Annotated in this window: 25 protein-coding genes; 19 read left to right on the top strand and 6 right to left on the bottom strand. The window is 60.4% G+C overall.

What is annotated here, in order from left to right:
• Positions 1-2 precede the first annotated feature (2 nt).
• Complete coding sequence (gene miaA, locus DQW91_RS05195; protein ID WP_245410913.1) at positions 3-917, top strand: tRNA (adenosine(37)-N6)-dimethylallyltransferase MiaA; 915 nt, start codon at positions 3-5, stop codon at positions 915-917.
• Here miaA and DQW91_RS05190 read toward each other — a convergent pair.
• Entirely contained in the window at positions 914-1,732 is an 819-nt protein-coding gene (locus tag DQW91_RS05190) for an RMD1 family protein (protein WP_112662544.1), read from the bottom strand. The genes miaA and DQW91_RS05190 overlap by 4 nt on opposite strands.
• 327 nt (positions 1,733-2,059) lie before the next feature.
• On the opposite strand from DQW91_RS05190, the gene DQW91_RS05185 reads away from it, so the two are divergent.
• From DQW91_RS05185 to DQW91_RS05160, 6 genes are all read left to right on the top strand, one after another.
• Positions 2,060-3,832: an acetolactate synthase 3 large subunit gene (locus DQW91_RS05185; RefSeq protein ID WP_112662543.1), complete on the top strand. Its 1,773-nt coding sequence runs from the start codon at positions 2,060-2,062 to the stop codon at positions 3,830-3,832.
• A 21-nt stretch (positions 3,833-3,853) separates the two neighbouring features.
• Complete coding sequence (locus tag DQW91_RS05180; protein WP_112662542.1) at positions 3,854-4,534, top strand: glutathione S-transferase family protein; 681 nt, start codon at positions 3,854-3,856, stop codon at positions 4,532-4,534.
• A gap of 30 nt (positions 4,535-4,564) precedes the next feature.
• Positions 4,565-5,107 carry an acetolactate synthase small subunit gene (gene ilvN, locus DQW91_RS05175; RefSeq protein ID WP_112662541.1) on the top strand — a complete coding sequence of 181 codons (543 nt, stop codon included), beginning with the start codon at positions 4,565-4,567 and terminating at the stop codon, positions 5,105-5,107.
• A gap of 170 nt (positions 5,108-5,277) precedes the next feature.
• Complete coding sequence (gene ilvC / locus DQW91_RS05170; RefSeq protein WP_112662540.1) at positions 5,278-6,297, top strand: ketol-acid reductoisomerase; 1,020 nt, start codon at positions 5,278-5,280, stop codon at positions 6,295-6,297.
• Between the two features lie 292 nt (positions 6,298-6,589).
• The gene (locus DQW91_RS05165; RefSeq protein ID WP_112662539.1) at positions 6,590-7,588 is read left to right on the top strand and encodes an NAD-dependent epimerase/dehydratase family protein; all 999 of its coding nucleotides are present in this window, start codon (positions 6,590-6,592) and stop codon (positions 7,586-7,588) included.
• Positions 7,589-7,624: 36 nt separating this feature from the next.
• Positions 7,625-8,302: a Crp/Fnr family transcriptional regulator gene (locus DQW91_RS05160; protein ID WP_112662538.1), complete on the top strand. Its 678-nt coding sequence runs from the start codon at positions 7,625-7,627 to the stop codon at positions 8,300-8,302.
• Positions 8,303-8,336: 34 nt separating this feature from the next.
• On the opposite strand, the gene DQW91_RS05155 is transcribed toward DQW91_RS05160, so the two are convergent.
• On the bottom strand, positions 8,337-8,972 hold the full coding sequence (locus DQW91_RS05155) for a LuxR C-terminal-related transcriptional regulator (RefSeq protein WP_198411792.1): 636 nt from the start codon (positions 8,970-8,972) through the stop codon (positions 8,337-8,339).
• A 717-nt stretch (positions 8,973-9,689) separates the two neighbouring features.
• Between DQW91_RS05155 and DQW91_RS05145 the strand changes: the two genes are divergently transcribed.
• From DQW91_RS05145 to DQW91_RS05105, 9 genes are all read left to right on the top strand, one after another.
• Positions 9,690-9,905 carry a DUF6894 family protein gene (locus DQW91_RS05145; RefSeq protein WP_112662535.1) on the top strand — a complete coding sequence of 72 codons (216 nt, stop codon included), beginning with the start codon at positions 9,690-9,692 and terminating at the stop codon, positions 9,903-9,905.
• A gap of 753 nt (positions 9,906-10,658) precedes the next feature.
• A complete protein-coding gene (locus DQW91_RS05140) occupies positions 10,659-11,378 on the top strand; it encodes a sugar transferase (protein WP_112662534.1) in 720 nt (239 codons plus the stop codon).
• Between the two features lie 2 nt (positions 11,379-11,380).
• Positions 11,381-12,235: a glycosyltransferase gene (locus DQW91_RS05135; protein ID WP_245410911.1), complete on the top strand. Its 855-nt coding sequence runs from the start codon at positions 11,381-11,383 to the stop codon at positions 12,233-12,235.
• A 62-nt stretch (positions 12,236-12,297) separates the two neighbouring features.
• On the top strand, positions 12,298-13,686 hold the full coding sequence (locus DQW91_RS05130; protein ID WP_112662533.1) for a GumC family protein: 1,389 nt from the start codon (positions 12,298-12,300) through the stop codon (positions 13,684-13,686).
• Positions 13,683-15,098 carry an O-antigen ligase family protein gene (locus DQW91_RS05125; RefSeq protein WP_112662532.1) on the top strand — a complete coding sequence of 472 codons (1,416 nt, stop codon included), beginning with the start codon at positions 13,683-13,685 and terminating at the stop codon, positions 15,096-15,098. The genes DQW91_RS05130 and DQW91_RS05125 overlap by 4 nt, the downstream gene beginning before the upstream one ends.
• A gap of 44 nt (positions 15,099-15,142) precedes the next feature.
• Positions 15,143-16,414, top strand: coding sequence for a glycosyltransferase family 4 protein (locus DQW91_RS05120; protein ID WP_198411791.1), 1,272 nt, complete (start codon positions 15,143-15,145; stop codon positions 16,412-16,414).
• Complete coding sequence (locus tag DQW91_RS05115) at positions 16,399-18,585, top strand: family 16 glycosylhydrolase (RefSeq protein WP_112662530.1); 2,187 nt, start codon at positions 16,399-16,401, stop codon at positions 18,583-18,585. Before DQW91_RS05120 ends, DQW91_RS05115 begins: the two co-directional genes overlap by 16 nt.
• A gap of 47 nt (positions 18,586-18,632) precedes the next feature.
• Positions 18,633-19,721, top strand: a complete 1,089-nt coding sequence (locus DQW91_RS05110; RefSeq protein WP_112662529.1) for a polysaccharide deacetylase family protein — start codon at positions 18,633-18,635, stop codon at positions 19,719-19,721.
• 174 nt (positions 19,722-19,895) lie between these two features.
• Positions 19,896-20,114, top strand: a complete 219-nt coding sequence (locus tag DQW91_RS05105) for a hypothetical protein (protein WP_157961345.1) — start codon at positions 19,896-19,898, stop codon at positions 20,112-20,114.
• A gap of 118 nt (positions 20,115-20,232) precedes the next feature.
• Here DQW91_RS05105 and DQW91_RS05100 read toward each other — a convergent pair whose 3' ends face one another.
• From DQW91_RS05100 to DQW91_RS05090, 3 genes are all read right to left on the bottom strand, one after another.
• Entirely contained in the window at positions 20,233-21,720 is a 1,488-nt protein-coding gene (locus DQW91_RS05100) for a family 16 glycosylhydrolase (RefSeq protein WP_112662527.1), read from the bottom strand.
• A 407-nt stretch (positions 21,721-22,127) separates the two neighbouring features.
• On the bottom strand, positions 22,128-22,481 hold the full coding sequence (locus DQW91_RS05095; RefSeq protein ID WP_112662526.1) for a hypothetical protein: 354 nt from the start codon (positions 22,479-22,481) through the stop codon (positions 22,128-22,130).
• 237 nt (positions 22,482-22,718) lie between these two features.
• Entirely contained in the window at positions 22,719-23,243 is a 525-nt protein-coding gene (locus tag DQW91_RS05090; RefSeq protein ID WP_112662525.1) for a DedA family protein, read from the bottom strand.
• A gap of 137 nt (positions 23,244-23,380) precedes the next feature.
• Between DQW91_RS05090 and pdxY the strand changes: the two genes are divergently transcribed.
• From pdxY to DQW91_RS05075, 3 genes are read left to right on the top strand one after another with little or no spacing between them, the layout of a single operon-like run.
• Positions 23,381-24,229 carry a pyridoxal kinase PdxY gene (gene pdxY, locus DQW91_RS05085; protein ID WP_112662911.1) on the top strand — a complete coding sequence of 283 codons (849 nt, stop codon included), beginning with the start codon at positions 23,381-23,383 and terminating at the stop codon, positions 24,227-24,229.
• Positions 24,230-24,233: 4 nt separating this feature from the next.
• Positions 24,234-25,139, top strand: a complete 906-nt coding sequence (locus DQW91_RS05080; protein WP_112662524.1) for a PhzF family phenazine biosynthesis protein — start codon at positions 24,234-24,236, stop codon at positions 25,137-25,139.
• Positions 25,136-25,840: an NUDIX hydrolase gene (locus DQW91_RS05075; RefSeq protein ID WP_112662523.1), complete on the top strand. Its 705-nt coding sequence runs from the start codon at positions 25,136-25,138 to the stop codon at positions 25,838-25,840. The genes DQW91_RS05080 and DQW91_RS05075 overlap by 4 nt, the downstream gene beginning before the upstream one ends.
• Here DQW91_RS05075 and DQW91_RS05070 read toward each other — a convergent pair.
• The gene (locus DQW91_RS05070; RefSeq protein WP_112662522.1) at positions 25,837-26,136 is read right to left on the bottom strand and encodes a hypothetical protein; all 300 of its coding nucleotides are present in this window, start codon (positions 26,134-26,136) and stop codon (positions 25,837-25,839) included. The genes DQW91_RS05075 and DQW91_RS05070 overlap by 4 nt on opposite strands.
• Positions 26,137-26,239: the final 103 nt, after the last annotated feature.

Genomic DNA, 26,239 nt, shown 5'->3' with positions numbered 1-26,239 from the left:
GCTTGAGGAACGATCGGGTCGGCGCGGTTCTCATCGCAGGACCGACCGCATCAGGCAAGTCGGCATTGGCTATCAGATTGGCGCAGGCCCTCGGCGGCGTGGTCGTCAACGCCGATTCCATGCAGACCTACCGCGATCTGCGAGTCATCACTGCGCGCCCGACGCCGGGGGACGAGGCTCTGGTGCCGCACCGACTCTACGGGCATGTGGACGCGGCGGTGAATTACTCAGTCGGGCGCTATCTGGCGGATGCGGCGCAACTGCTGGAAGAGATTCAAGGCAAAGCCTTGCCGATCTTCGTCGGCGGCACCGGCCTCTATTTCAAGGGGCTCACGGAAGGGCTTTCCGACATCCCGCCTGTCCCGGAGGAGATCCGCGAGGCCGTGCGGCTGGAATGCGAGAGCCGCGAGACGCCGGACCTTCACCGCCTTCTTGCCGAGCGCGACCCCGAGACCGCTGCGACGCTGCGTCCCTCGGACCGCATGCGGATCATGCGGGCGCTGGAAATTTTCGCGGCGACGGGAAAGCCCTTGGTGTCGTTCCACGGCCTGCGCCAGCCGGGCCTTTTGCACGACCGGAAGGTTCTCAAGCTCTTCCTCGAGCCGGAGCGGGAGGAATTGCGGCGGCGCATCGACAGCCGCTTCGTCGCGATGATGGATCAGGGCGCGCTCGAAGAGGTCCGCGCCTTGGGCGAGCGCCGCCTCGATCCCATGCTTCCGGCCATGCGGGCGCATGGCGTTCCCGGATTGCTCGCTCATTTGCGTGGCGAGACTACGCTGGAGGACGCCATCGAGCGCGGGCAGGGCGACACGCGCCGCTATGCCAAGCGCCAGTTCACCTGGTTCCGGCACCAATTGTCCGATTGGACATGGGTGACACCGGAAGCGGGGTTCGACGCTGCTATGGAAGCGCTTTAATGCCCAAGGCTGCCTGAGAACATCTGATAGAACGAGATGAAGATCTCGAACACGATCAGAAGGACAATAATCAATTCGAGGCGCAGCGAGCGCTCGGTGTCGATGAGATCCGTCAATGCCTGAGCCGTGTCGCCGATGACTTCGAGCTTGCGGGTGAGGGCGGCGGCTCGCTCCTTCAACTCGTATTCGTCCTCAAGGCGCGCATAAAGGCGCTCAAGGTCCGGCCTGTCCCAGAGGACGTCCGGCTTTTCCTCCACCGCCACGCGGCCGGAAATGCGCTGGCGGACGAGAAGCGCGTTACCGACATGCTTGAGGATTTCGCGGCGACCGCCAGGGCGACGGCCCTTTTCGGCAAGCTGCTTGGCGAGAGGTTCGACCACGTCGAAGAAGGCTGCCGCTTCGCGTTCGTCATGGGCGAGAACCGCGCTCTTGGAGAGGGCGTCGGCAATGACGATCAGGCGTTCGGTCGAAAGCCCTTTGATGTAGATGGGGCCTCCCGGCGGGATCTGGTCATCCTTGTCCGGAGACAGTTCGATGATCGCGGTTTCCTCTTCGCGGCGCGGGAACTCACCGGCTGTGCGCTGGCCAAGCCCCCGAATCACCTCGTCTTCCTCCAGAGGGGTCAGCCCGACGAGGACGGCGACACCGTAGCGGAAGAGGGCGACGAAACCGTCCTGACCGGCCCGGAAGGCGAGGGGGGCGGTGGAAAGAACGTCGCTGCGCTCAAGCCCCGTCAGGTCGAGGCGGTCGCCGAGAAGAAGGGCACGGGCGGTAATTCGGGTGCCCGGTGGGCCGGACGCAATGGCAGGGGTCATGATGCACGTTGGAGACGAGGGATAAGCTGAACATAGAAGCTAGGTCGTTTTTCGCCAAGCTCGATGGCGCTTGACCGAAAGATCTCGATCGGCTAGCGTTTGCGCAACTTTTGATCCGAGAGCTGCATCAATGCGCAATCTTATTCTCGTAGTACGAACGCCATCGACGGAGCGGGTATAACCCCGCAGGTCCGGCGATGGCGCACAGGCCCCCACTGGGGCCTTTTTTATTGCCTAAATTCCCCCGAAAACCCTAAGAACCCAAGAAAAGCAGGTCCGCCGAATTCCAGGAATTCCCTCAAAGCGGACCGTGACGGAGCGAGACAGATGAGCGAGATGATGACCGGAGCCGAAATGGTGATCCGAGCTCTGCAGGACCAGGGAGTCGAACATATCTTCGGCTACCCCGGCGGTGCGGTTCTCCCGATTTACGATGCGCTTTTCCATCAGGACAACGTGAAGCACATCCTCGTCCGTCACGAGCAGGCTGCCCTACATGCTGCGGAAGGTTATGCGCGCTCGTCCGGCAAGGTGGGCGTGGCGCTGGTGACGTCCGGCCCTGGCGCGACCAACGCGGTGACGGGCCTTGCCGATGCGATGATGGATTCCATCCCGCTTGTGTGCATCACCGGGCAGGTGCCGACGCACCTCATCGGCTCGGATGCCTTCCAGGAGTGCGATACCGTCGGCATCACGCGCCACTGCACGAAGCATAACTATCTCGTCAAATCCATCGAGGAATTGCCGCGCATCCTGCATGAGGCGTTCTATGTCGCCGCCAACGGACGTCCGGGCCCCGTGGTGGTGGATCTGCCGAAGGACATCCAGTTCAAGTCGGCAGCTTACGCGCGCCCCCTCAGCAACCAGCACAAGACCTACCGCCCCATCGTGAAGGGGGACATGGACAAGATCCGCGCCGCCGTCGAACTCATGGCGAATGCGAAGCGGCCTGTCTTCTATACGGGCGGCGGTGTCATCAACTCGGGTCCACATGCATCGGCCCTGCTGCGCGAGCTTGTTCAACTCACGGGCTTTCCCATCACTTCGACCTTGATGGGGCTGGGTGCCTATCCTGCATCCGACAAGCAGTTCCTCGGCATGGTCGGCATGCACGGCACCTACGAGTCGAACCTCGCGATGCATGATTGTGACGTGATGATCAACATCGGCGCGCGCTTCGACGACCGCGTGACCGGCCGCCTCGATGCGTTCGCACCTTATTCCAAGCGCATTCACGTCGATATCGATCCGTCCTCGATCAACAAGAACGTGGCCGTGGACATTCCGATCATCGGCGATTGCGCGCATGTGCTGGAGGACATAGTGCGCCTTTGGCGGCAGAGCGCGTCGCAGGTGGACAAGAGCGCGTTAAAGGACTGGTGGGGCAAGATCGAGGGATGGCGGCAGCGCAACTGCCTGGGCTATCGCAACTCGCCCGATATCATCATGCCGCAATATGCGGTGCAACGCCTCTACGAGATGACGAAGGATCGCGAAACCTACGTCACGACGGAAGTGGGTCAGCACCAGATGTTCGCGGCCCAGTACTTCCATTTCGAGAAGCCGAACCGGTGGATGACCTCCGGTGGGCACGGCACGATGGGCTATGGTCTGCCGGCGGCCATCGGCGCGCAGCTCGCGCATCCCGATGCGCTCGTCATCGACATCGCGGGCGAAGCCTCCATCCAGATGATGCTGCAGGAGATGTCGACAGCGATGCAGTATCGTCTGCCGGTGAAGGTCTTCATCCTCAACAACCAGTTCATGGGCATGATCCGCCAGTGGCAGGATCTGCTGCACGGCGGACGCTATTCGGAGAGCTACTCCGATTCACTCCCCGATTTCGTGAAGCTCGCGGAGGCTTACGGCGGCGTCGGCATCCGGTGCGATAAGCCGTCGGATCTCGACGGCGCGATTCAGGAGATGATCAACGTCAAGCGTCCTGTCATCTTCGACTGCATCGTCCACAAGACGGAAAACTGCCTCCCGATGATCCCTTCGGGCAAGGCGCACAACGAGATGCTGCTGAATGACTATCTCAGCGAGGGCGGGGCGGATATCGGCTCGGTCATCGACGAGAAGGGCAAGATGCTGGTCTGATCGAGCGAGAGAGAAACACAAATGCCCACCCTCGTCATCGGCAACAAACTATACTCGTCCTGGTCGCTCAGGCCGTGGCTGCTCATGAAGCAGCTCGGCGTGGCGTTCGATGAAATTCTCATTCCCCTCGATACACCGGACACGAGGGCGCAGGTGCTGAAGCACTCGCCCGCCGGCAAGTTGCCCGTTCTCATCGACGGCGACGTGACGGTGTTCGAGACCATCGCGATCATGGAATATGTCGCCGATGCGTTCGGTGTGCCGGTCTGGCCGCAGGACCGCAAGGCTCGCGCGCTGGCGCGCGCCGTCGCCGCCGAGATGCATGCAGGGTTCCAGGGGCTCCGCTCCAACTGCCCGATGAATCTCGGCAAGAAATTTGCGCGCAAGGATCGCGGCGAGGCGGTCGCCCGCGACGTGGCGCGGTTCGTGGAGATCGTGAAAGAGGCGCGGGGTAAGTTCGGGCAAAGCGGGCCGTTCCTGTTCGGTGCGTTCTCCGGCGCGGATGCGATGTTCGCACCGCTCGTGACGCGCCTCGATACCTATTCCTTCGACCTCGACGCACCCACGCGCGCCTATGTGGATGCCGTCCTTTCGCTTCCCTCGTTCCAGGAATGGCGCAACGCGGGGCTTGAAGAGCCCTGGATCGTCGATGCCGACGAGGTGGATGAAGAACCCATCGCCATTTTCCGCAAGGTCGCGTAAGCGCATCACGCTCAGGATAAAAGAAAACCAATGACCCAGATGAGTACGCATTATCCCGAACCGACGCGCGTCGAGACGAGTAACCGGCACACGCTTGCAATCGTTGTCGATAACGAGCCGGGCGTTCTCGCCCGCATCGCCGGCCTTTTTTCCGGACGCGGCTACAACATTGAAAGCCTTACGGTCACCGAGACGGAGCATGAGGCGCATATCTCGCGTATCACCATCGTCACGAATGGCACTGACAGCATCATTCAGCAGATCAAGAGCCAGCTCGAACGCCTCGTGCCCGTGCACCGGGTCGTCGATCTCACGCTCACTGGCGAGGCGGTGGAGCGTGAGCTTTGCCTCGTGAAGGTCGTCGGCAAGGGCGACCATCGCGTGGAGGCCATGCGCCTCGCTTCCGCCTTCGGCGCACGCACGCTGGACGCCACGCTGACATCCTTCGTTTTCGAACTGACGGGCGCGACGGATGAGATCGAACGCTTCATCAAGCTGATGACGGCTGTCGGCCTCGTGGAAGTGTCCCGCACCGGCGTTGCCGCAATGGCACGGGGTGCGGAGGGGATGTGATGCACCGCCTTCATGGCGATGCGAAGTTTTCCTTCGAATGACGACTTGTCAGGGCAGTTTTGTTCGCTAAAAGCGGCCCTGAGAAAACAAAAGTTGCGCAAGGTCAAAGCTCGCGCAGCACGGATTGGGGTAGGGGGCAACGCCCTCGTAAATAAAGGGACTGGAATATTATGCGCGTTTATTATGATCGCGATGCCGACATCAACCTCATCAAGGGCAAGAAGGTCGCCATTGTCGGCTATGGCAGCCAGGGGCATGCCCATACGCTGAACCTTCGCGACTCCGGCGTGAAGGACATTGCTGTCGCTCTCCGCAAGGGTTCGCCGAGCGCTGCGAAGGCCGAGAAGGAAGGCATCAAGGTCATGGAAGTGGCCGAGGCTGCCAAGTGGGCCGACGTCGTGATGATGCTCACCCCGGACGAGCTTCAGTCGGACATCTACCGCGACGATCTCCAGGCCAACATGAAGAACGGCGCGGCGTTGCTGTTCGCCCACGGCCTGAACGTTCATTTCAACCTGATCGAGCCGCGCAAGGACCTCGACGTGCTCATGGTCGCGCCGAAGGGCCCTGGCCACACCGTGCGTTCGGAATACCAGCGCGGCGGCGGCGTGCCGACCCTGATCGCGATCCATCAGGACGCGACTGGCAACGCTCATGACATCGCCTTGTCCTACGCCTCCGCCAACGGCGGCGGCCGCGCCGGCATCATCGAGACGACCTTCAAGGAAGAGTGCGAGACCGATTTGTTCGGCGAGCAGGTCGTGCTCTGCGGCGGCCTTGTCGAACTCATCAAGGCCGGTTTCGAAACCCTGGTCGAAGCGGGCTACGCTCCCGAGATGGCCTATTTCGAGTGCTTGCATGAAGTGAAGCTGATCGTCGACCTCATCTATGAAGGCGGCATCGCAAACATGAACTACTCGATCTCGAACACCGCCGAGTACGGCGAGTACGTGACCGGTCCGCGCATCATCACGCCTGAGACCAAGGCCGAGATGAAGCGCGTTCTCACCGACATCCAGACCGGCAAGTTCACGCGTGACTGGATGCTGGAGAACAAGGTCAACCAGACCTCGTTCAAGGCCGTTCGCGCCCGCAACGCCGCGCATCCCATCGAGGAAGTCGGCGGCCGCCTTCGCGACATGATGCCGTGGATCAAGGCCAAGGCCCTCGTGGACAAGAGCCGTAACTAAACAGGCGACGGCAGGCTTTTGCCTGCTTCAAGCGTCCGATTGGAAAGGGGTGGCTTTGGCCGCCCCTTTTCTTTTTGCCGAAGCTTTCGATGGGCGAGATCGATGCTCGTTCATCGGAAATAATTCTTTTGGCAAAGGGGGTACCACTTCGTAGCGGCTTGGTTGCAACGCTTGCGCGGCGTTAAATGCAGTCGAAGACAAGAAGAAACTCCGACCATGCGATTGACCTGACAACCTGATCTCCTGGCCGTTTCTTGCTGTCTCTCAACGACGATTTGCAGGGGACAACGGCATGGAGCGATATCTCGTCACGGGGGGATGTGGCTTTATCGGTTCGCATCTGGTCGATGCGCTGATCGCCGGTGGAGCCGATGTGGTCGTGCTCGACAACATGTCGACCGGGCGTTTCGAGAATCTTTCCATCGCAGCTGATCTCGTCGTCGGGGATGTGCGCAACAGGACGCTCGTGCGCAAGGTCGCGACGGGCTGCGACGGCATCTTCCATCTGGCGGCGATTGCATCTGTTCCGAAATGCACCAAGCAATGGCATGCCGCGCACACCGTGAATCTCTCGTCCTCCATCGGCGTTTTCGAGGTGGCCAGCGACAGGGACTTGCCAGTCGTCTACGCGTCTTCGTCGGCGGTTTATGGCGATGCTCCTCACACGCCCATCGACGAAGAGGATCAGAAGCGCCCGATTTCTCCCTATGGCGCTGACAAGCTGGCGATGGAGTTGCATGCTTATGCAGGCGCGCGCGTGCGTGGACTGAACTCCTTCGGCCTTCGCTTTTTCAATATCTACGGCCCTCGGCAGGATGCGAGCTCACCTTATTCCGGCGTCGTCTCGATTTTCATGCAAAAGGCCTTGCAGGAGCAGCCGCTTCTCATCAACGGAGACGGACGGCAGACAAGGGACTTCGTGTTCGTGGGCGATGCTGTTGCCGCCTGCTGCGCGGCCATGCGCCGTATTCAAAATCGCTCCGACGCCGCCGCTGAAGTGAGCAATGTCTGCACGGGTCAAGGCACGTCCATCCGCACGTTGGCGGAGTACATCTCCCAGCTTCTTCACCGCCCGCTCGAACTCACCAACGGGCCGGCACGGGCGGGCGATATTCTCACATCGGTGGGCAGCACGTCGCGATTGAGCACGCTCTTGAATTTCAAGCCGAAGACGCCGCTGCTCGTCGGGTTGGAGGCGTTGCTTCCACCCACACGGATTCTGCCGCCGGAAATTCGACCGGGGATCATCGCAGAAATGGCGCGCTGGTCGGTGCCCTACCGATCGGCGTGATACGAAAGGAACCCTCTTCCCACATAGGTGAACCCCATGAGGCTCGCGGATCGAGAGGGACTTTCCCGGAACGAAATTCTTTCCGCGCTTCCGGAAACGGATCTTGATCGGCTGTGGTCCCATCTCGAGCTTGTTCGCATCGACGTCGGCGATCACCTCGCCAATCCTTCAAGGCCTGTCGAGTATATCTACTTCATCGAGAAGGGCTTCGCTTCAATTATGGTCGGGAGCGCAAAGTCGCAGATGGAAGTCGCCCTCATCGGGCGCGAGGGCATGGTCGGCCTTCCGGTCGTCCTCGGCGCGGCTTATGCCCATCATCACTGCTACGCTCAAGTGTCAGGAGTGGCGCAGCGCATGACGGCGCAGAACTTGCGTTTCGCCATGGAGCAAATCCCGGCCCTGAAGCGGCAGGCTTTGCTCTACGCGCATGCTTACAATGCTCAATTGGCGCACGCGGCTTTCGTCAATGGCCGCTGCAGTGTGGGTGAGCGTCTGGCAGGGTGGCTGCTGATGGCGCAGGATCGCCTGGACGACAACGAGATTCCGCTCACCCAGGAGTTCTTCGCGGCAATGCTGGGCGTGCGCCGCGCAACAGTGACCGTGGCGCTCCAAAAACTCACGGAGCAAAAGATGATCGAGCACAGGCGCGCGCTTGTCATCATTCTGAACAGGCGAAAACTGATCGCGACCGCCAAAGAGGCCTACGCGGGATAGAGGTCGCGTAGGCCAATATGGTGCGCGCCGTCGGTCAGGCGTGCGTGTGTTGCTGACGCAGGTGGTTCACCGCCCAGATCGCCGCCTGGGTTCTGTTCTTCGCACGGATCTTGCGCAAGATGGCTTTGACGTGGACCTTCACGGTCGCTTCGGCAATGTCGAACTTGCGCGCGATCAGCTTGTTGGATTCACCGTCCATGAGGCAACGGAGGATCACCGTCTCGCGCGAGGAGAGGCGTTCCAGTTGCTGCTTTTCGGCAAGGCTCTGCACCTCGGAAACTTCCGGCTCGGATGCACGCTCCTCGTGGTCGTCGACTGTGCCGGCAGAGAGGGCCGCCTGCGAGGTGGCGATTTCCCGACTGAGCATCAGAATTGCGGCGGGGTAAACCGACTCTCCCAGCATCACGAGATCGAGTGTCTTGATGAGCGCTTCGCAGCTGATCGTCTTGAGCAGAAAGGCGTCGACGCCCGCGCGAAATGCGGTTTGAACTTGCTTAAGGTCATAAGCGTCGACAAGGACGACAGCCCTCGCGCCGGGCCGGCGTTGCTTGAAGGATTGAACAGCCCCGGCGAAGTCGGAACTCCCGACCGAGGCACCGATCACAAGAAGAACATTGTCGCTCTGCGGGATCAGCGCTTCCTGCAGATCTCCGAAGCGGGTGGCCGACATCACAACGCTGTATGTCGTCTCAGAAAGAATTCTGGCCAGGCCTTCACGCAAAAGCATGTTGGTTTCGACCAGGAACGTCGCGGTTCGCCGTGGCATTTGCGAGCCGTGCGGAAATTCGATGGGCGACGCGTTCGAAGAGCGCGCTACAGAGGCCGACGATAGGATCGGGGTCTCAAGGCTGATATGTTCGTTATACTTGCGCATTGTAGAGCCTTTCTGGGCCCGTTCTCGAAACAAGGTTTCAAGTTATCAACCACCACGTTAACCAAAGGGTAACCTAAGGTACGCTTTCGTACAAACGTTTAAATATGCAAATCGTTTCTTGCGTCAATAAAGATATCGATTTGCATCAAAGAGAGAAATAACGTTGCGAAATGTTGTTTCTTTGGTTTTATACTAACGGCCTATCAAGCAGGCGGTTTCAATCGTCAATAGTGACGAGGTGCGCATGTCAGATTTTGGTGAGGCTTTTTTTCAGCGAGACGTTGTGGGGTGCGTGCGACTCGGGTTCGCGAGTGAAAGCCAGCTTTCGGCAGGCGGCAAGCCTTTCGCGACCTTTCTGACCCTGCTGGGGGTACTGCTTTCGTACCGTCGGCAGTTGCTGGACATGGTGCAGCGGGGCAATTACACAGAACTCACCTGCTCGAGAGAGGCAGGGGGTGGTCGCGTTCGATCATGATGCTGCCGCATGCAGAATAGGAGCCTCTGCTTTTGAAGATGCGGTGCTTTTTCAATCTCGTGCGAGGGGACGAGGTGATCCCGGACCCTGTTGGGATCGAGGTCGAGGACATCATGCAGGCTCACGCCCAAGCCCTCCGCGCGGTTGAGGAAATGCGCGAGGAGATCGGCGACGATATCGCCAATTGGGAAGACTGGCGGTTAGAGGTTGTCGATTCCGGCGGGCGGGCGATGTTCTCCATCGAGCTGACCTGACCACCCTCCATTCAGTCGTTCGGTTTTCCCGCTTTGTGGGATTTAGACGACAACTGGTTGAGAATCTGGGCGATGTGCCGGCGGATGTGCTCGCCAGGCTGCGCATCACCAGGTCCCGGTATCTGACCTTGATTGCTCATAGAGCAGGTTCCCGCTTGTCATGCCCGCCTTGCTCCAATCAAAAGAAAGTCCGGTTTAGTCAGTTTTATTGCTTTTGAACTTTCCGGCTAAAGCGTGTGGCCTTGTGTTTGTGCGCAGGCCACCTTCGAGGAAAATGCCGCTCGATGCCTCCGTTGTTCCATTCTTCTGCAGATGGGGCCAAAGCCGTAAGCGGGGCGCACCGCGAGAGCAGCCTCTCCCCCTCATCAAACGCACTGTAGTGATTGGGCTACCTCTGAACCAATGGGGATTCGGATTACCTCCGCAGCCATCGCCACGGCCTGCGCCGTTGCTCCCAAAGAGGTACTCCGCTGAAGAGAGGTAGGCTTTAAGCGCTACGCTTCGGTGCGGCTTTTCCCTTAGGGCGAATACCCCTTTGTTGTCATTGCTAAGCTACCGCCTGAATAACTATTTCCATGAACAACAAACCTTGCACCCAAGCAAACTAGCTGGCGAGTGAAAATAACGTTGCAAAGACAGCGTTTCACGACAGCAGATGCAGCGAATGATGAGCTGCGTTGCTGATTGCCAGAAGGTTCGCCGAGTGAGGCTTTACTGTCGGTATGCGTGAGATCCCCGAGGAGGGATTGCCAAATGAGTCATAAGCGTTCGTTGTCGATAACGTCGTCAGTCCTGGTTCGTGAACCGCAGGCGGCCGGTTCCTTCACCGCATCACTCGCACCGGTCGAGTTGAACTTTCGCTGGTTGGCACTGGCCGTAAAGCGTGCATTCGATATCGTCTCGTCCGCGCTTCTTCTCTTTTTGGCTCTTCCGCTGTTCGCGGTCATCGCGCTTTTCGTCGCGATGGACGGCGGTCCGGTTTTCTTCGCGCACAAGCGGATCGGGCGTGGCGGCAAGGTTTTCGGGTGCCTCAAGTTCCGCACCATGATCCTCGATGCGGAAGGATGCCTCAACGAGTATCTTTCCCACCATCCGCATGCGGCTATCGAGTGGCAGCGCGAGCAGAAGCTGAACTTCGATCCGCGCGTGACGGCGATTGGACGCTTTCTGCGCAGCTCGAGCCTGGATGAGCTGCCCCAGCTCATCAATGTACTGCTCGGCGACATGAGCCTCGTCGGCCCCCGCCCTGTGACGAGCAGTGAGCTCACCCATTACGGAAGCTCTGTGGAGTTCTACAAGAGTGTGCGCCCCGGCATCACGGGCCTCTGGCAGGTCAGCGGCCGCAACGATGTCGGGTATGCAACGCGCGTCGCGCTCGATGAACGGTATGTGCGCGAATGGAACTTGGCACTCGATGCCAGCATCCTTTTACGGACTCCGATGGTCGTGCTGTCGCGGCAGGGAGCGCGGTAATCATGTCGGCGGGTCGTTCCATGAACAATGCGTTTTCGTCGCCGACGATCAGCGTCCTGATGTCGACATATGCGAAGGAAAAGGCGTGCAACCTGAAGGCTTCGCTCGAAAGCCTTTTCCAGCAGACCCGCCGACCGGACCAGATAGTGCTCGTGGTGGACGGTCCTGTAGACGGGGAGCAGGAGGACGTCATCGCTTGCTACAGGGAAGACAAGCGTGTTCCCTTGTTCACTCTCATCCGACATGAGACGTCACAGGGGCTCGCCGAGGCGATGAATTCTGGCCTCGGTTCCTGCATCGGCACGTTCATCCTACGGATGGACAGCGACGATCTGTGCGATGCGGACCGCATCCAGGTGCAGCTCGCTTATGCGGAGGCTCACCCCGGTACGGATGTAATCTCGTCATGGTCAGAAGAGTTTTTCGAGGATGGGTCGCCGTCCCGGATGAAGGTGTCGCCTGTCTCTCATGATGCGGTCGTGAGCGCGCTGCGCTGGCGAAACGTCATCGTTCACCCGACACTCTTCATCAAGGCGGAATGGCTGCGCCGCGTGGGCGGGTATCGTGCAAAATACGGCATGCTCGAGGATTACGATCTCTTCGTGCGCCTCGCTCTGTCCGGAGCGCGGTTTCATGTGATCCCCAAGGTTCTTGTGCGCGTTCGTGCATCCGCCGCTCTTCACAACAGGCGCGGGGGATTGCGTTATTGCCTCAAGGAAATGCGCTTCCGCCTCGACTGCCTTGCTTCGGGCTTTCTGAACTTTGGTCAGTTTCTGGTGGTGGCACCGATGTATGCAGCGTTCCGCCTCGTATCGGGGCCGATGAGGCGCCACCTCTATGTTCTCGCACGCACCTGATTTCCGCATCCTCGATCTTGAAACCTGTTCCGCATCCGTGAAGCGGTAATCGGAGAGGCGCCATGGACGAGATTACCCCTAAGTTCAACATGTCATTCGAGACCATCGGACGCGCAGCACCCCGGCATCCCAATGTGTTGAGAGCGGATTGGCGGGCCAACGCCCAACGTTTCTTGCTTGGCTTTTCAGTTGTCGTTCTGGTCGCGATTGTCGCCTGGCCGCTTCTGCCGCGTCGCTATGAATCCTACGCGACAATCGTGATGCGCCCGACCGATGAAGAGGGACGCGCTGATCGTGCGCCGGCATTGAGGCAGTCTCTGGATGAGAGCGCCATCCAGTCAGAGGTCGACATCATCGGCTCGCCCGGTGTCGCCGCGACGGTCATAGACCGCCATCGGCTCATAGACGATCCTGAGTTCAACCGGCGCATCGGCGGTGTGAGCGGTCGCCTGCGTCAATGGGCGAGCGTAGTCGTCCCTTCGCTCGCTGGACCGTCCAGAAATTCCGACCAGATTCGAGCCGAACTGCGGCAGAAGCTTCAACAGCATCTCAACGTGTCGCGTGACAGGCGTTCTTACACGGTCAAGCTCGGATACTGGTCGTCGGACCCGGCGAAGGCTGTTGCCCTGACCTCGACACTGCTGTCCGCCTATGTGGACGATCAGCTCGCCCGCAAGCGCCAGAGCATCGACAGCATGACGCGCTGGCTGAACGAGCGCGTCGCCATCCTGCGTTCGAAGTACGATGCGTCCTCGCGGACGGTCAGTCAGTTCATGGTTCAGTCGAATCTCATCGACAGCGGCGAGCAGATCGCCCTGGACCAGCAACTGACATCCCTCGGCACGGAAGCGGCGCAGGTCCGCGCCCGCGCGATCGAAGCGAAGACTCGGGCCCAGGCGCTCACGCAGCTGCAGAAAGCGGGATTGCTCGAACAATCGCCTGAGGTTCTGTCGTCGCCCACCGTTCAACGTTTAAAGGAGAGCCTTGCAGCGACTTTCGCGAAGCCTGTCGTGCTGGCGCGCGATCTGCAGGCGATCAATGCCGAGATCACGCTGGAAGCAAGCCGGATCTGGCAGGCGGCGGAAGCCGAAGCGCAAAATCTCGCTCAGCGCGATGTCCTTCTGCAGCAGGAAATCCAGTCCCTCCGCAGCGTCGTTTCCCAGCGGCGCCAGGCTGAAATCAAACTCGAAGAGCTGCGCCGTGAGGCTTCCATCGACAAGACCGTTCTCGACGATGCCTTGACGCGGCTTCGTGACCAGACCGCTCGCGCCGATGCGCTGCGTCCTGATATCGAAGTTCTGGCGCAACCCGAAATGCCGCTGCGCGCGACATTTCCCGATCCGCTCCTGACCGCGCTGGGCACTTTGCTGTTGGCGACTCTTGCCGGTCTGACGATGATCTGGCGGCCTGTGATCACAGCATTGTCCGGCCTGTTGCGAGGCAGGGCATGACGGCGATACGGAACCTTTGCGCGTCGCCATTGGCCTGGCTTCCGCCGGCCCTTGCGTTCTGCTGGGTTCTGCTTCTCACGCAAACGGCGAACTACGGAAACGCTGCCTACACGGCTCCTTTGCTTGTTGCCGGAGTTCTTGTGGGCGGGTTTGCGCTCAGAACGCTGACGAAGGACCACACCCGGACCACGGCGTTCCTGCTGATCTTCGCGATATTCTTCTTGAGCCTCAACTTTCGGGTGAGACCTCTGGGCGAGGTTGGTCTTGATTGGCAGAACGGCACGAAGTTCGCCGCATGGACTGCCATCGTCGCCTTTGCCCTTCTGCGCTGGCGGCAGATCGTATATCTGTTCAGGGAGCCTGTTGTCCTTTTCGCGCTGGCTTATGCGGGAGTGGCTTTCGTCTCTGCTCTCTGGTCGGAGGTTATGCTCTACTCGGCGGCCAGTGCGTTCGGGCTTTTTGCGTATCTTGCGCTGGCCTGCCTCGCCGTCGTCGATCTCGGCGAGGAGAGGGCGCTGCGCGTCATGCTCTGGACGCTGTTCGCCTACATCGCTTGTTCCATTCTTACCCTGTTCGCTGCTCCCGACATCGCATGGCTGCCGCCCTCCGTAGAGGAGACGGCATGGCGTTTCCGCGGACTTGCCGGGCATCCGAATGTGCTGGGGCAACAGGTCGGTATTTTCATCGTTCTCGTCATCATCAGCTTTCGGCGGCAGTTGATCTCGAAATCCGCTTTCGCGGCGCTGCTCCTGTTCGGTGTTCTCGTTCTTCTTGCCGCACAGAGCCGAACCGCACTCATTGCCGTCGGCGCAGCGGGCGCTGTCGTCTTTTTCCGGAAAAGCCCGCTTGGCCCTATCGTCGTCTTCCTGGCGGCGCTGGCGCTGGCCATTCTCCTGCTCATCATCGCGGTCGGGGGCGGGGAGCTCATCAAGGAGTTTCTCGGCAGCTTCAGCCGCACGGGCCTCTCCGACGAGGTGTTCACCCTGACCGGGCGCACGGAAATATGGGGCGTTGCGCTCGAGCGGCTTCTCGAGAGGCCGCTTTTTGGCTGGGGCTTCAACGGCACCGAGGATCTGATTGCGCGGAGCGTGCGGGCGAACTTCACCGGAACGGCCATCAACACGCATAACATGTTTCTCCAGAGCCTTCTCTCTCTGGGCATCGTCGGCTCCATTCCCGGCTTTGCGATGCTTGCCATTCTGCTCGGGCGCTATCTGTTCAACCCCGATCCGGCGCGCGATCTCGTGGTCGCCTACTTGATCCTCAATGGACTTGGTGAAGCAGAGCTTTTCGCGACACCCGTTTTACTGACGCTGGTGTTCTTCTGGGTTGTCGCCCGCGAAGGCGACAAGATATCCGATGTTCCTGCAAGGCACGTCGGTTCGATGGCTTTTCCTGCGGCTCATTCCTAACGATGAGAACAACGATGGCGAGCAGCATACCTATGGATTGCGACATGGCTCTCAACCGCATCGGAGCGAGCCAGACAGACGAAATGAGCAGCATGGCGCAAAGTGTTGACCAGCCTGCAAGTATTGTTGTTCGCCCTGGTGTCAGGCGTGTTCTGCTTTGGCATTGGGGGCGGGCAGGCGCGGGCTCGAAGTTCACCTATGAACTCGTGCGCGCCTTGAAAAGCGTTCCGGGCATATTGCCCTTCCTCGCCGCGGCGGAAGGTTCGGAGCTCGCGGCATTGGCGCAATCGATTCCGGATGTGCCGCTCTGGGCCATGCAGACTTTCCGTGGCGACAAGACGACGTGGGCCGGAAAACTTGCTGCCGCGCGCGGCCTCTTTGGCCTGCCGCGCCTGAAGCGCCAGTTCCAGCGGGCTCTTCGTGAAAGCTCCGCTGATGTCGCCATCTGCACCATGCAATCCATTTGGGATGCCGCAACGCTCGCCCTGCTGCGGCGGCGCGTGAAGCGTTTCATTTTCGTCCTGCACGATGCCAAGCTGCATCCGGGCGACTGGTATCCCTTCCGCCAACTGGTGATCCGTCGGGAGGTCGAGGCTGCCGATGCGCTCATCGTGCTCTCCGACCATGTGGGGCTCGAGGCGCACCGCATTTACAATTTCCCGCGCGACCGGATCTGGACCGTGCCGCACGGTTCGTTCACCTATGGTGCTGGTGCCGTCACGCCCCGTGCGTTTCCGCGCGAGCGCCCGTTGCGCCTGCTCTTTCTTGGACGGATTGTCGCTTACAAAGGGTTGGGGCATCTTCTCGATGCCTATCGCATTCTCGTGGAGCGCGGCGTTCGTGTGGAACTTGACATCGTCGGCTCCGGCGATCTCGGGCCCCATGCCGCACAGATGGAGGGGCTTCCCGGAATCTCCGTCGTGAACAAATGGGTCAATGACGATGAGATCGCCAATGCGCTTGCGCGGGGGGATGTTGCCGTTCTGCCTTATGTGGAAGCGAGCCAGTCGGGCGTTGCCGCAACGGCGCTGACGGCGGGTCTTCCCATCGTCGCGACACCGGTCGGAGGCCTTGTCGAGCAGGTGAGCGACGGCCGCACGGGAGTGATCGCGAAGGGCATGGCCGCGAGCGATCTCGCCGATGCCATCGCGCGCTTCGCGAATGACGCGGAGTTTTACGAAAGCTGCTCTGCCAACGCCTTGCGTACATCGCAGGAAAGTCTCGGCTGGGAGAGCATTGCGGAGCGCGTCGGACAGATCGTTCAGGAAGTTCTGGCACGACCGGAAAGGTGCAACGAGCGATGCCTGCCGGCTTAAGGCCCGACGCGACAACAGCGGACTTTCTGGCGCTGCCGGGTGCGGTGCAAGGTTTGCGGAACAGCCGTGCGCTCGCATGGCTGGGGGTTCCGCTCGCCTATGCCGTTGGTACTTCGCTTCTCAGTCTCTTGAGCGCTGGAACGTCGCTTCTTGCGCCAACCCTTCTCGGGCCATCCGCGTTCGGTGCGTTCGCGCTTCTCTCCAGCCTGTTCCAATATGCCGGTAAATTCGATCTCGGCCTGTCGCAGCTTGCGGATCGCGAATTGACGGCGGCGAAATCAACGGATGAAGCGCAGGCCCGGAGCGCCGAAATTCTGCGCGCCAGTTGGGCCGTCGGACTTGTCATCCTCAGTGTCGTCGTGCCGCTGGCGGCGTTTGCTGCTTTCTTCAGCGGGCGCCTTTCGGCCATCGATACGGCGCTGGCTGTGGGGGGCGGCGCATTCGCCATGATCGCGAACACGCCTGTAACGCTCTATCGGGCAAGTTCGCGGATTTGGGAGTTCACGGTCCTTGCGCTTCTGCTGCAGGTTGCGATGACGGCTCCGCGTCTTGGCGGCATTCTCTATGCGGGCGTCACGGGCTGCTTCGTCGTGCTGCTCGTCTGGTACGGCGTGCTGGCAGGAACGCTTGCACGTCCGGCACCGCGCCCGCGCTCCGGATCGCTCGCACCGATCTTTCCAGTTCTGCGAAGCGCCTTGCCACTCTTCGTGTTCAACGCCCTGTGGCTGGTTTATATGACCGCCAATCGTTGGATCGCCGCGATCTTTTCGTCGCCCGTCGAGCTTGGGCTTTTCGCCTTTGGCGCCAATCTCGCCTTCATCGGGCTCGGGCTTCTTTCGACGATCGCGCAAGTCCGTTATCCGAAGCTTCTTGGACAGGCCGTGCATGCCCCGCGCGGAGCATGCTCGCATGTTATCGAGCGTGAGGCTCACTTGGTCGCGCTCGGCCTCACGATCATTGCGGCGCTTGCCATCGTGCTTGTTGAGCCTGTGATCGACAGGCTCTTTCCTTCGTATGGCGATGCGACCTCGCTCACTGTCGTGTTCGCGATCTCGTGCATTCCGCTCGGTGTCGTCGCGTGGCTCATTCCCATCTCGATGGCCATGTCGCGGCGACCGCGCCGCGAGGGGCTTACGATTTTCGTTCCGGCTTATCTCATTCTCGCCGGTGCGATGTTCATGGGAGACAAGCTCGCCGGAGGAACCGGCCAGGCATGGGGATGCACCATCGCCGCGCTGACGCTTGTCATCAGTCTCGCGATGCTCATGCACGTCCACGGGCTGCTCTCACGACGCGCGATGGCGCGGGTGATTGCAGTTCAGATCATTCTTGTTGCCGCCACATCCGTCGCCGCGTGGCTGTTCCCCATCACGCACAGTTTCGCCGTCCCAAGTCGCCTCAAGGAGAGCCACGAGATGCCGCCCACGGGATGGAAGCTCGCCTTCTCCGAGGACTTCTCGAGTTTCCGGTTGTGGAACGGCTCTGGCGGGATCTGGGAGCCGCATTATCCGTGGGGCGCGCGGACGAACCCGCCCAATCACGAATTGCAGTACTACGTCGATCCGCGTCCGGGAGGAGAGGCGGGTGACTTCAACGATCTCAACCCGTTTTCCATCGAGGACGGAAGCCTCGTCATTCGCGCACGTCCGGCGGAAGGAAAGGTGAAGTTCTCTTATGTGTCCGGCCTCATCTCGACCGCGCAGAGCTTCACCATGCTTTACGGATATGTGGAGATCCGGGCGAAGCTCCCGAATGGAAAAGGACTCTGGCCGGCCTTCTGGCTGGCGCCGAAAGATCACAGCTGGCCACCGGAACTCGACGTGATGGAGGTTCTGGGCGACAGAACGCGAACGCTGTTCATCTCCATGCACACGAGCGGGAGCGGAGGAAGCGTGCAATCACAGGCGCGCATTTCAACACCCGATCTTTCCGCTGCCTATCACACCTACGCCGTCAAATGGACGCCGGAGGAAATCGTCTGGTATTTCGACGGACGCGCCGTTGGTTATGCGCCGACGCCTTCCGATATGCACAAGCCCATGTATCTCATTGCCAATCTCGCCGTCGGCGGTGGATGGCCCGGGCCTCCCGATTCCTCAACACTCTTTCCGGCAGAGTATCGTATCGACAGCGTACGTGTTTTCGCTCCGCCCGTTCCCTCCACGAAATGAGCGGAAAGAAAGCCTCGATGCCCGACAGTAATAGTTCTTCATCGTACATGCCTGCGTCTGTCGCCGAAGACAGCGGCGCGGCTGCGCGCAGGCACAATCTCTTTGCGAAAGGCTTTGCACTCATCGAGGCGACGCGCGCGGATCGCTGGCTGCGGCCGCTCGCTCAAGGGGACGGCGTGATCCTGATGTTCCATCATGTCCGGCCCGCACGGGAGCGCCCGTTCTGCCCGAACCAGTATCTGGAAGTGACGCCGGAATTCCTGGACATGACGATCACGGTTCTGAAGCGCGAGGGATTTGACATCATCTCTCTCGACGAGGTTCCGCGACGTCTGAAGTCCCCGCGTGGGAACAAGCCTTTCGCGGTCATTACGTTCGATGACGGCTATCGCGACAACATCGAATATGCGTGGCCCGTGCTGAAGCGCCACAAGGTGCCGTGGACCATCTTCGTGGTGGCGGACTTTGCTGATGGGCATGGCCGATTGTGGTGGCACGAGATCGAAGCCGCCATCGCACGGCAGGACAGGATCAGCTTCAGCCTCGACGGCTCGATGGAAGTGATGGAGGTTCGTACGCTTGATGAGAAGAAAGCGGCTTTCGAAACTCTTGTTCAACGGTTGAAGGCTGGGCCTGAGGATCGTCTGAGGGCGGTTGCCGCCGAGCTTGCGGCGCAGATCAATCTCGATCCCAACCGGCTCGTGCGCGATTATTGCGCCACATGGGACGAGTTGCGCGCCCTTGCGAAGGATTCCGATGTCACCATCGGATCGCACACGGTCACCCATCCCATTCTCGCGCGCCACGAAGACGATTTCGTGCGCAGGGAAATGCTGCAAGGAAAAGCGGCCGTTGAAGAGCGCCTCGGCATTCAGGTTCGCCACATGGCCTATCCGCTGGGGGATCGCAATTCGGCGGGCGACCGCGAATTCCGCTTGAGCCGGGAGGCGGGGTTCACCACTTGCCTCACGACACGTCCGGGGCATGTCTTTCAAAAGCACGCGCAGAATTTGACGGCGTTGCCGCGAGTTTCCATCAACGGGCTGTACCAGACCGAGCCGGCCCTGCGCGCCCTTCTTTCCGGGGTGCCATTCCTGCCCTGGGAAATCGGCAATCTCGGGCTCAACTGGCCTTGAACGGCGTGGTCGAAAAGCGCCGTTCTTATGCAAAGCTTAACCTAATCAAGCATTTGTGGGCCATTGAAGCCCCGCGCGGCTTGCCAAACCAACGTTCCTCTGCGTAACATTATTGGTGCATGTCCGCGCGTGGGGAACTGCGAAAGCAGGCGTGGGCCTGGAAGGAATGGTTGCATGGCGGCTATAGTTTTGGCGCTTCTCATTGGCGGGGCCGCCACGTTTGCGGGCATGTGGTCGTCGTTCGGCCTGTTATGGGCGCTCGTCGCGGCGCCGTTCGGCGGCAGCTTGCTGGCGGGAATCGCCGCCATCGCCCTGGCTTTCCGCAACAAGGCGCGTCGCACCAGCGAGAAGGCCGTTGCGGTCAAGGGGCAAACCAAGCTCTCGCTTCGCTAATCGCCTCCCAATCGCGAGTGGCGCTCTCCAACAGCGATATTTGCAACTCGCAAAGCATGTCGAGCGCCCCAGTTTTACCCGGCGCGCAGCAAGCCGCTTGTAGGATCAAGAATTTCGCTCAGACGAAGAAGTAGTCGTCCTGCGGGTGCATTTGCGTGGGCGAGACGTGGTCGAGCGTGGTGACGAGCGTCGCTTTTGCCATCGGCGTCGTCTTGTATTTCACCAACGTGTTGCCTTTCCCGTCCGACGTGAAGGACAACAGGCCGTCCGACACCGGGTCCGCCCCCTGGTAGTTTTTGAAAAGGGCGCGCAGATCGAGCATGTCGACGCCCGGCGTGAAATCCGTCACATGGCCGGCGCGAACGGGAGCCTTCGTGAAGAGGAAGATATCTTTGCCCGAGTTGCCTGTGAGCGTGTCGGCATAAGAGCCTGCCTGCAGGATGTCGTTGCCTGCGCCGCCCTTGAGAGTGTTGTCCCCGACGCCGTTCGACTTGATCCAGTTGTTGAGGCTGTTGCCGATCGCCGTCTGATCGCCCTTGCCGGTCAGGGTCAGGTTTTCGACATTGGACGGCAACCGATAGGAGCGGAGATTGGTCTTGACCGTATCGGTTCCCTGATTGGCCTTTTCCACGACCCTGTCGGCAACGTTCTCGACGATGTAGGTGTCGTCACCTTTCGAGCCGAGCATCCTGTCCCCGCCTTCCTTTCCGTCGAGCAAGTTCCGGGCGGAGGTGCCTGTCAGTGTATCCCAATCGTAAGTCCCGGTGATGGCCTTCGTCGGCTTGGCGCTCGCCTTGAGCGCGAAGAGCTCGGAGGGCGTACCGGTGTCCGTATCGATGTCGCCAGGCATTGCCGCATAGGCGCGGATGTAATCGATTTGAAGGCTCGCCGGAAAGCTGGTGCTGGCGTTTGGACTTCCCGGCCACACCCCGCCGACGGCGAGATTGGCGAGCATGTACATCGGCTTGTCCATGCCGGCAGGCGTCGCAGTCTGAAAAACCAGTTGCCCGTCGAAGTACCAGGAGATCAGATCCTTCTGCCAATCCACGCCGTAGGTGTGGAATCCGGTTGTCAGGCCCGAGAGGGTGATCTCGTTGCCGGTCTGCTGGTAATTGCCGTAGTGGACCGTCGTGTTGAGAGTGTTCGGCTGACTGCCGATGACCTCCATCACGTCGATTTCCGGAGGCCAGGATTGATCCGTCGGCAGGAGCCAGAAGGCCGGCCACAGGCCCTGTCCGGCAGGGAGCTGGGCGCGCATCTCGAAATAACCGTAGGTCTGGCTGAAGGAATGGTAGGTCGTCACCATTCCGGAGGTGTAATTGTAGCCGTTGACCGCCGACTTGAGCGAAGCCGGCGTCGGCGCTGCGGTGATGTTCAGGACGCCGTTATTGACCTTGTAAGTGCCGAGCGACTGCGTGGCCGCGTAATTCGCGTTGATATACCACTGTTCTTCGCCGTTGCTTTCGTTGGTGCCGCCGTTCGCCGCCGCCCAGGGATAGCCTGTGTCCCAGGTTCCGCCCGCGCCATTCCAATAGCTGAACGCATTGAACTCGTCGCTGAACGTCAATACTGCCGTTCCGGCGAGATTATTTGGATTAATAGCCATAACGTCTCTCGAAAATTAATATGAGGCAAATAAAGCTTGCCTTGGTATTGAAAGATCGGCGTCGAATTGAAATCCAAATAAACTTGGCAAGCTTGCTTCTCCGAAGAATGGAATAATTTTCTTGGCAGAAGTATGATTTTTCCCAAAAATACTTGGTACGCTAGCGTACAATTCTTCGAAGCTTGACTGAAGAAGTAGAAACGATACTTCTTTACGAAACGAAGCCCCGCAATTCATCGTAAGTCCGCCTCCGCAGCGGCGTTTGGTTAATGTTTATTTAATTCAAGACATTCCCTTAGGTTATCTCAATCAAAATATGCCAAGCTTGAGGCTGTTTGTGCGAACGTGCTTAATGGATTTGCTTAACGTGACGATGCGAAAACGTGAAAATCTTCCTTTGTAATCGCTTAGAAGCTGTGCGTGAAAAGGAGGTAAGTCGCGCTTAAGCCGCAGAGAACGTAGGAAAGCCCACGCAAGTAAGGCCTGCTGAACCGGAACAGCAGGTACGAGAGCAGCATGGCGAGCAGCAGATTCCACAAGCTGCCGGCAACACGGCTCATGCCACCGAAATCGCTGGCGCTGTCCAGCGTGCTGAGGCTGTTGAGAATCCAGGCGGCTGAAAACGCAAAGCATGCCAGCCCCCAGCCGAAACTCGGCCAGGAAAAGGGGAGGCCGGGAATCCGGTCCTTCCGCTGGTCGGCGACTTCAAAAGGCTCGTCGTCTTCGTACCAATCGTGATGGTCGTTAGAAAAATGTCTCATGGGACAACTTCGATCATTCAATAATCGAAATTGTGTAACATTGGACGAAGCGTTTGCCTCCTGTCGAAACAAAGAGGAATGGATGCGAAAAGCGATAAAAGGGGCGGGCGCGGCCTGATTTTCTTTCCGGCTCTGCCGCCGAGCCGTATTCGCCAAGCCCCAAGCCTACAACCCTAGGGAAGGGACGCGCTGAAGATCGGCCCTGAGCCCTTGCGTACTCGCCGAGAGGTCCGCCGCTCACCAGCGGCTGATGATCTCCATCAAGCCCATGCCCGGCGCGAGAAGAAGGAAGGCCCAGACGAACGAGGACGCCCAGTTCGCGGCCTGGAAGAGCACGGGCGGCATGAGGAAGACGCCGGCGATCAGCGGGATGACTGCGCGGGCAGGGCCGAAGAACCGGCCGATGAAGACGGCCCACGCGCCGAAGCGAAGAAAGAAGCGCTCGCCGCGAGTGACGAGATGCGGGTTGCGCGAAAGCGGCCAGAGCCCATAAGCGGCAGTCTTGAAGCGCTGGCCGACAGCGAAGGAAAGCCAGTCGCCCGCGCCCGCACCGAGCGCTGCGCCCAGCCAGACGTGCCAAAAGGGAATATCCGTTGCGGGCAGCATGAACCCGATAGCGACGAGGATCGCGGTTGCCGGCAGCAGCAGGGAGAGAAAAACCAGCGACTCGCCGAATGTCAGAAGCCCGACGACGAACGGCGCATAGTCCTGATTGGCGCGAACGAACGCGACGAAGGCGGTCTTGAGGGTTTCGATGTCCATCGGGGTCGGTGATCCGGCGTGTCGAACAGGAGCGATAGGCGGTTTTGTCATATTCTGTGATCGATCAGATCACATTGCGCAATTTGATGCAGGACCTTGAATGCGTTAACCCGGAAGCCTTCTACGGGGCATCGGCAATGAACATTCTCTCCATTCAATCGCATGTCGCCTATGGTCATGTGGGCAATGCGTCGGCGGTCTTTCCCATGCAGCGCCTGGGAGTCGAGGTCTGGCCGATCCACACGGTGCAGTTTTCGAACCACACCGGTTACGGCTCCTGGAAGGGGCGGGTCTTTGACGGTCCCGCCATCGAGGATCTTGTGGAAGGCATCGCCGAGCGCGGCGTTCTACCCCGTTGCGATGGCGTACTCTCCGGCTACATGGGCTCCGCCGATATCGGCAACGCCATCCTCGGCACGGTCGCGCGGGTGCGCGAGGCCAATCCCGACATGCTCTATTGCTGCGATCCGGTGATCGGCGATGTGGGGCGAGGCATCTTCGTGCGTCCGGGCATTCCGGAATTCATGCGCGATCAGGCGGTTCCTGCCGCCGACATCATCACGCCGAACCAGTTCGAGATCGATTATCTCTCCGGCATCGAGACGAACACTGTCGCGGCTCTGAAAAAAGCGATCCTCGCCGTTCAGAACATCGGCCCGAAGGTCATTCTCGTCACGTCGGTCGAGACCGATGTGACGCCGAGCGATTCCGTGGATCTCGTCGTCGGCGAAGGCGGGCGCTTCTGGGCCATCCGGACGCCGAGGCTCTCGGTCAACGTGAATGGCGCGGGGGATGCGATTGCGGCGCTCTTCTTCGTGCACTACGCGCGCACGCGCTCTGCCGCGTTGGCGCTTGTAGAGGCGGCATCTTCGATCTACGGCTTGTTGAAGCGCACCGAGGAGGCTGGCTCACGCGAAATCCTCACCGTTGCGGCGCAGGATGAATTCGTGTCGCCGACCTACCGTTTTTCCGTCGAAGAGATCTGACCTCATGTCCTATCCCCTCTACACGCTCGATGTTTTCACGGACACGCAACTCGCGGGCAACCCGCTTGCCGTCGTTCTCGATGCCGAAGGGCTCGATGATGGCCGGATGCAGGCGATCGCGCGGGAGTTCAATCTCTCCGAAACGGTGTTCGTCTTCCGCCCGCAGGACCCGCGCCAACGTGCGGATATCCGCATTTTCACGCCCGCGCGTGAATTGCCTTTCGCAGGCCATCCGACGGTCGGCACGGCAGTGCTTCTGGCGGTGCTCGACAGGAAGGGCGAGGCCGGCGCTCTCGCTTTCGGCCTGAAGGAGAAGGTCGGCATCGTGCCTTGCGTCGCGGAAGTGGAGACGAGCCGCAAGGGATACGCGCGCTTTCGCCTGCCGCGACTTCCCGCCGTGTGGGGCGATGGCAAGGAAGCGTCCCAGTGCGCGTGGGCCCTCGGGCTCGATCCAGCGGAGATCGGGTTTGACCGCCATGTGCCGAGCCGTCATTCGGCGGGCGTCGCTTACGATCTCATCCCCGTTTCCTCGCTCGATGCTCTTGCACGCGCCAGGCCGCAGGGAGAAGCCTTCGACAAGGTGTTCGGCGACAGCGACCATCCGGCGGCCTATGTCTACACGCGCGCCGCAACGGCGACGGGTCTTGCTTTCCGGGCGCGCATGTTCGGCCCTGGCATGGGCATCGGCGAAGACCCCGCGACGGGTAGCGCCGCAGCCGCCTTCGCCGGCGCGTTGATGCAATGCGAGCCGTTGGGCGACGGCGAGCACAACGTCCTCATCGAACAGGGCTTCGAGATGGGGCGTCCGAGTCAGATCGCGCTGCAGCTCACCATCGAGAAGGGCGCTCTCGTCTCCGCCGAGATCGGCGGTGGCGCCGTTGTGGTGAGCCGGGGCGAACTTCTCCTATGAATCAGGAAATCCTCATCACTCACGCCGCCAGCGTGGAGGCGCGGGTGGAAGAGCGGGAATGGCCTTGGGCCGTGGCGAACCGGGAGCGCATCGCAGCCAACTGGCAGCGCCGCAAGGCACTCAAGCCGAAGATGTTCAATGGCCGCGTTCTGGCCCTGCGCGAGATGGAGCTGAACGCGGACAAGTGCCGCATGGTCTATTCGGAGATGGACTATTCCGATTTTGTCGGCTGGCTCGATTTGCCCGACCGTGACACCGGCGTCGCCAACGGCTTTGCCGTGGGGGCTTTGCAGGGCTCTGACGGTGGCTTCATCTGCGGCGTCATGGCCGATCATACGGCGAATGCCGGGCGGGTTTATTTCGCCGCCGGGACGCCGGACCGCTCGGACGTTCTGCCAGATGGCACGGTCGATCTCGCGACAAGCCTTACTCGCGAACTCGAAGAAGAAACCGGGCTGGCGACGGGCTACGCCGTGTCCGACGACTGGATCGTCGTTCGCCGCTGGCCTGCGGTGGCGCTGGTCCGGCAGGTCGTCGTGCCGGAGCCTGCTGACGCTCTTGCCGAACGGATCCGCGCGAACATCGTCCGGCAGGAGGAGCCCGAGCTCTCCGATGTCAGGATCGTTCGCGGTCCTGCCGACATCGATCCGAAGACGATGCCGCAATGGCTGCAAACGTTCTTCGCGTGGCGCTTTTCTTAGCGGTAGCCGTAGCGGGACTTGGTGGCGCTGATCATGCGGCGCGCCTCAGCATCGCGCCCGGCGGCGCAGGCCGCTGAGGCCTTGCCGATGTCTGCCTCGACGCGGTTGTAAACCGAGGCATTGACGTGGCCCATCCGGCGATCGTTCTCCATGATCGCCCGATACTCTTCGATCTCGGCCTGGCAGCCTGTCGCTGCGTTGACGGGTGAGGGCGGGGCGGACGCGCCAGTCTGGGTGCAGGCGGACAGGATCAAAGCCGCAAGAGCCGCAGGCAGCGCGCAAAGACCGTTCCTCATGAAAATCCCCCTCGTTGGACATGTCCCGCTCATGGCCTAGCTTGAGCTGGGCGAGGCGGTTTTCAAGTCCCGCCAAGCTCATCATATCTGCAATGCGGCTTGC

This window comes from Microvirga flavescens (genome assembly GCF_003290125.1).
In the GTDB taxonomy this organism is placed as follows: domain Bacteria; phylum Pseudomonadota; class Alphaproteobacteria; order Rhizobiales; family Beijerinckiaceae; genus Microvirga; species Microvirga flavescens.
This window is presented reverse-complemented; position numbering and strand designations above follow the sequence as displayed.

Coding starts and splice junctions, on each gene's coding strand:
- DQW91_RS05190 (WP_112662544.1), bottom strand. CDS start 1,732: ATGACCCCTGCCATTGCGTCCGGCCCACCGGGCACCCGAATTACCGCC.
- DQW91_RS05185 (WP_112662543.1), top strand. CDS start 2,060: ATGAGCGAGATGATGACCGGAGCCGAAATGGTGATCCGAGCTCTGCAG.
- DQW91_RS05180 (WP_112662542.1), top strand. CDS start 3,854: ATGCCCACCCTCGTCATCGGCAACAAACTATACTCGTCCTGGTCGCTC.
- ilvN (WP_112662541.1), top strand. CDS start 4,565: ATGACCCAGATGAGTACGCATTATCCCGAACCGACGCGCGTCGAGACG.
- ilvC (WP_112662540.1), top strand. CDS start 5,278: ATGCGCGTTTATTATGATCGCGATGCCGACATCAACCTCATCAAGGGC.
- DQW91_RS05165 (WP_112662539.1), top strand. CDS start 6,590: ATGGAGCGATATCTCGTCACGGGGGGATGTGGCTTTATCGGTTCGCAT.
- DQW91_RS05160 (WP_112662538.1), top strand. CDS start 7,625: ATGAGGCTCGCGGATCGAGAGGGACTTTCCCGGAACGAAATTCTTTCC.
- DQW91_RS05155 (WP_198411792.1), bottom strand. CDS start 8,972: ATGTCGGCCACCCGCTTCGGAGATCTGCAGGAAGCGCTGATCCCGCAG.
- DQW91_RS05145 (WP_112662535.1), top strand. CDS start 9,690: ATGCGGTGCTTTTTCAATCTCGTGCGAGGGGACGAGGTGATCCCGGAC.
- DQW91_RS05140 (WP_112662534.1), top strand. CDS start 10,659: ATGAGTCATAAGCGTTCGTTGTCGATAACGTCGTCAGTCCTGGTTCGT.
- DQW91_RS05135 (WP_245410911.1), top strand. CDS start 11,381: ATGTCGGCGGGTCGTTCCATGAACAATGCGTTTTCGTCGCCGACGATC.
- DQW91_RS05130 (WP_112662533.1), top strand. CDS start 12,298: ATGGACGAGATTACCCCTAAGTTCAACATGTCATTCGAGACCATCGGA.
- DQW91_RS05125 (WP_112662532.1), top strand. CDS start 13,683: ATGACGGCGATACGGAACCTTTGCGCGTCGCCATTGGCCTGGCTTCCG.
- DQW91_RS05120 (WP_198411791.1), top strand. CDS start 15,143: ATGGCTCTCAACCGCATCGGAGCGAGCCAGACAGACGAAATGAGCAGC.
- DQW91_RS05115 (WP_112662530.1), top strand. CDS start 16,399: ATGCCTGCCGGCTTAAGGCCCGACGCGACAACAGCGGACTTTCTGGCG.
- DQW91_RS05110 (WP_112662529.1), top strand. CDS start 18,633: ATGCCTGCGTCTGTCGCCGAAGACAGCGGCGCGGCTGCGCGCAGGCAC.
- DQW91_RS05105 (WP_157961345.1), top strand. CDS start 19,896: ATGGCGGCTATAGTTTTGGCGCTTCTCATTGGCGGGGCCGCCACGTTT.
- DQW91_RS05100 (WP_112662527.1), bottom strand. CDS start 21,720: ATGGCTATTAATCCAAATAATCTCGCCGGAACGGCAGTATTGACGTTC.
- DQW91_RS05095 (WP_112662526.1), bottom strand. CDS start 22,481: ATGAGACATTTTTCTAACGACCATCACGATTGGTACGAAGACGACGAG.
- DQW91_RS05090 (WP_112662525.1), bottom strand. CDS start 23,243: ATGGACATCGAAACCCTCAAGACCGCCTTCGTCGCGTTCGTTCGCGCC.
- pdxY (WP_112662911.1), top strand. CDS start 23,381: ATGAACATTCTCTCCATTCAATCGCATGTCGCCTATGGTCATGTGGGC.
- DQW91_RS05080 (WP_112662524.1), top strand. CDS start 24,234: ATGTCCTATCCCCTCTACACGCTCGATGTTTTCACGGACACGCAACTC.
- DQW91_RS05075 (WP_112662523.1), top strand. CDS start 25,136: ATGAATCAGGAAATCCTCATCACTCACGCCGCCAGCGTGGAGGCGCGG.
- DQW91_RS05070 (WP_112662522.1), bottom strand. CDS start 26,136: ATGAGGAACGGTCTTTGCGCGCTGCCTGCGGCTCTTGCGGCTTTGATC.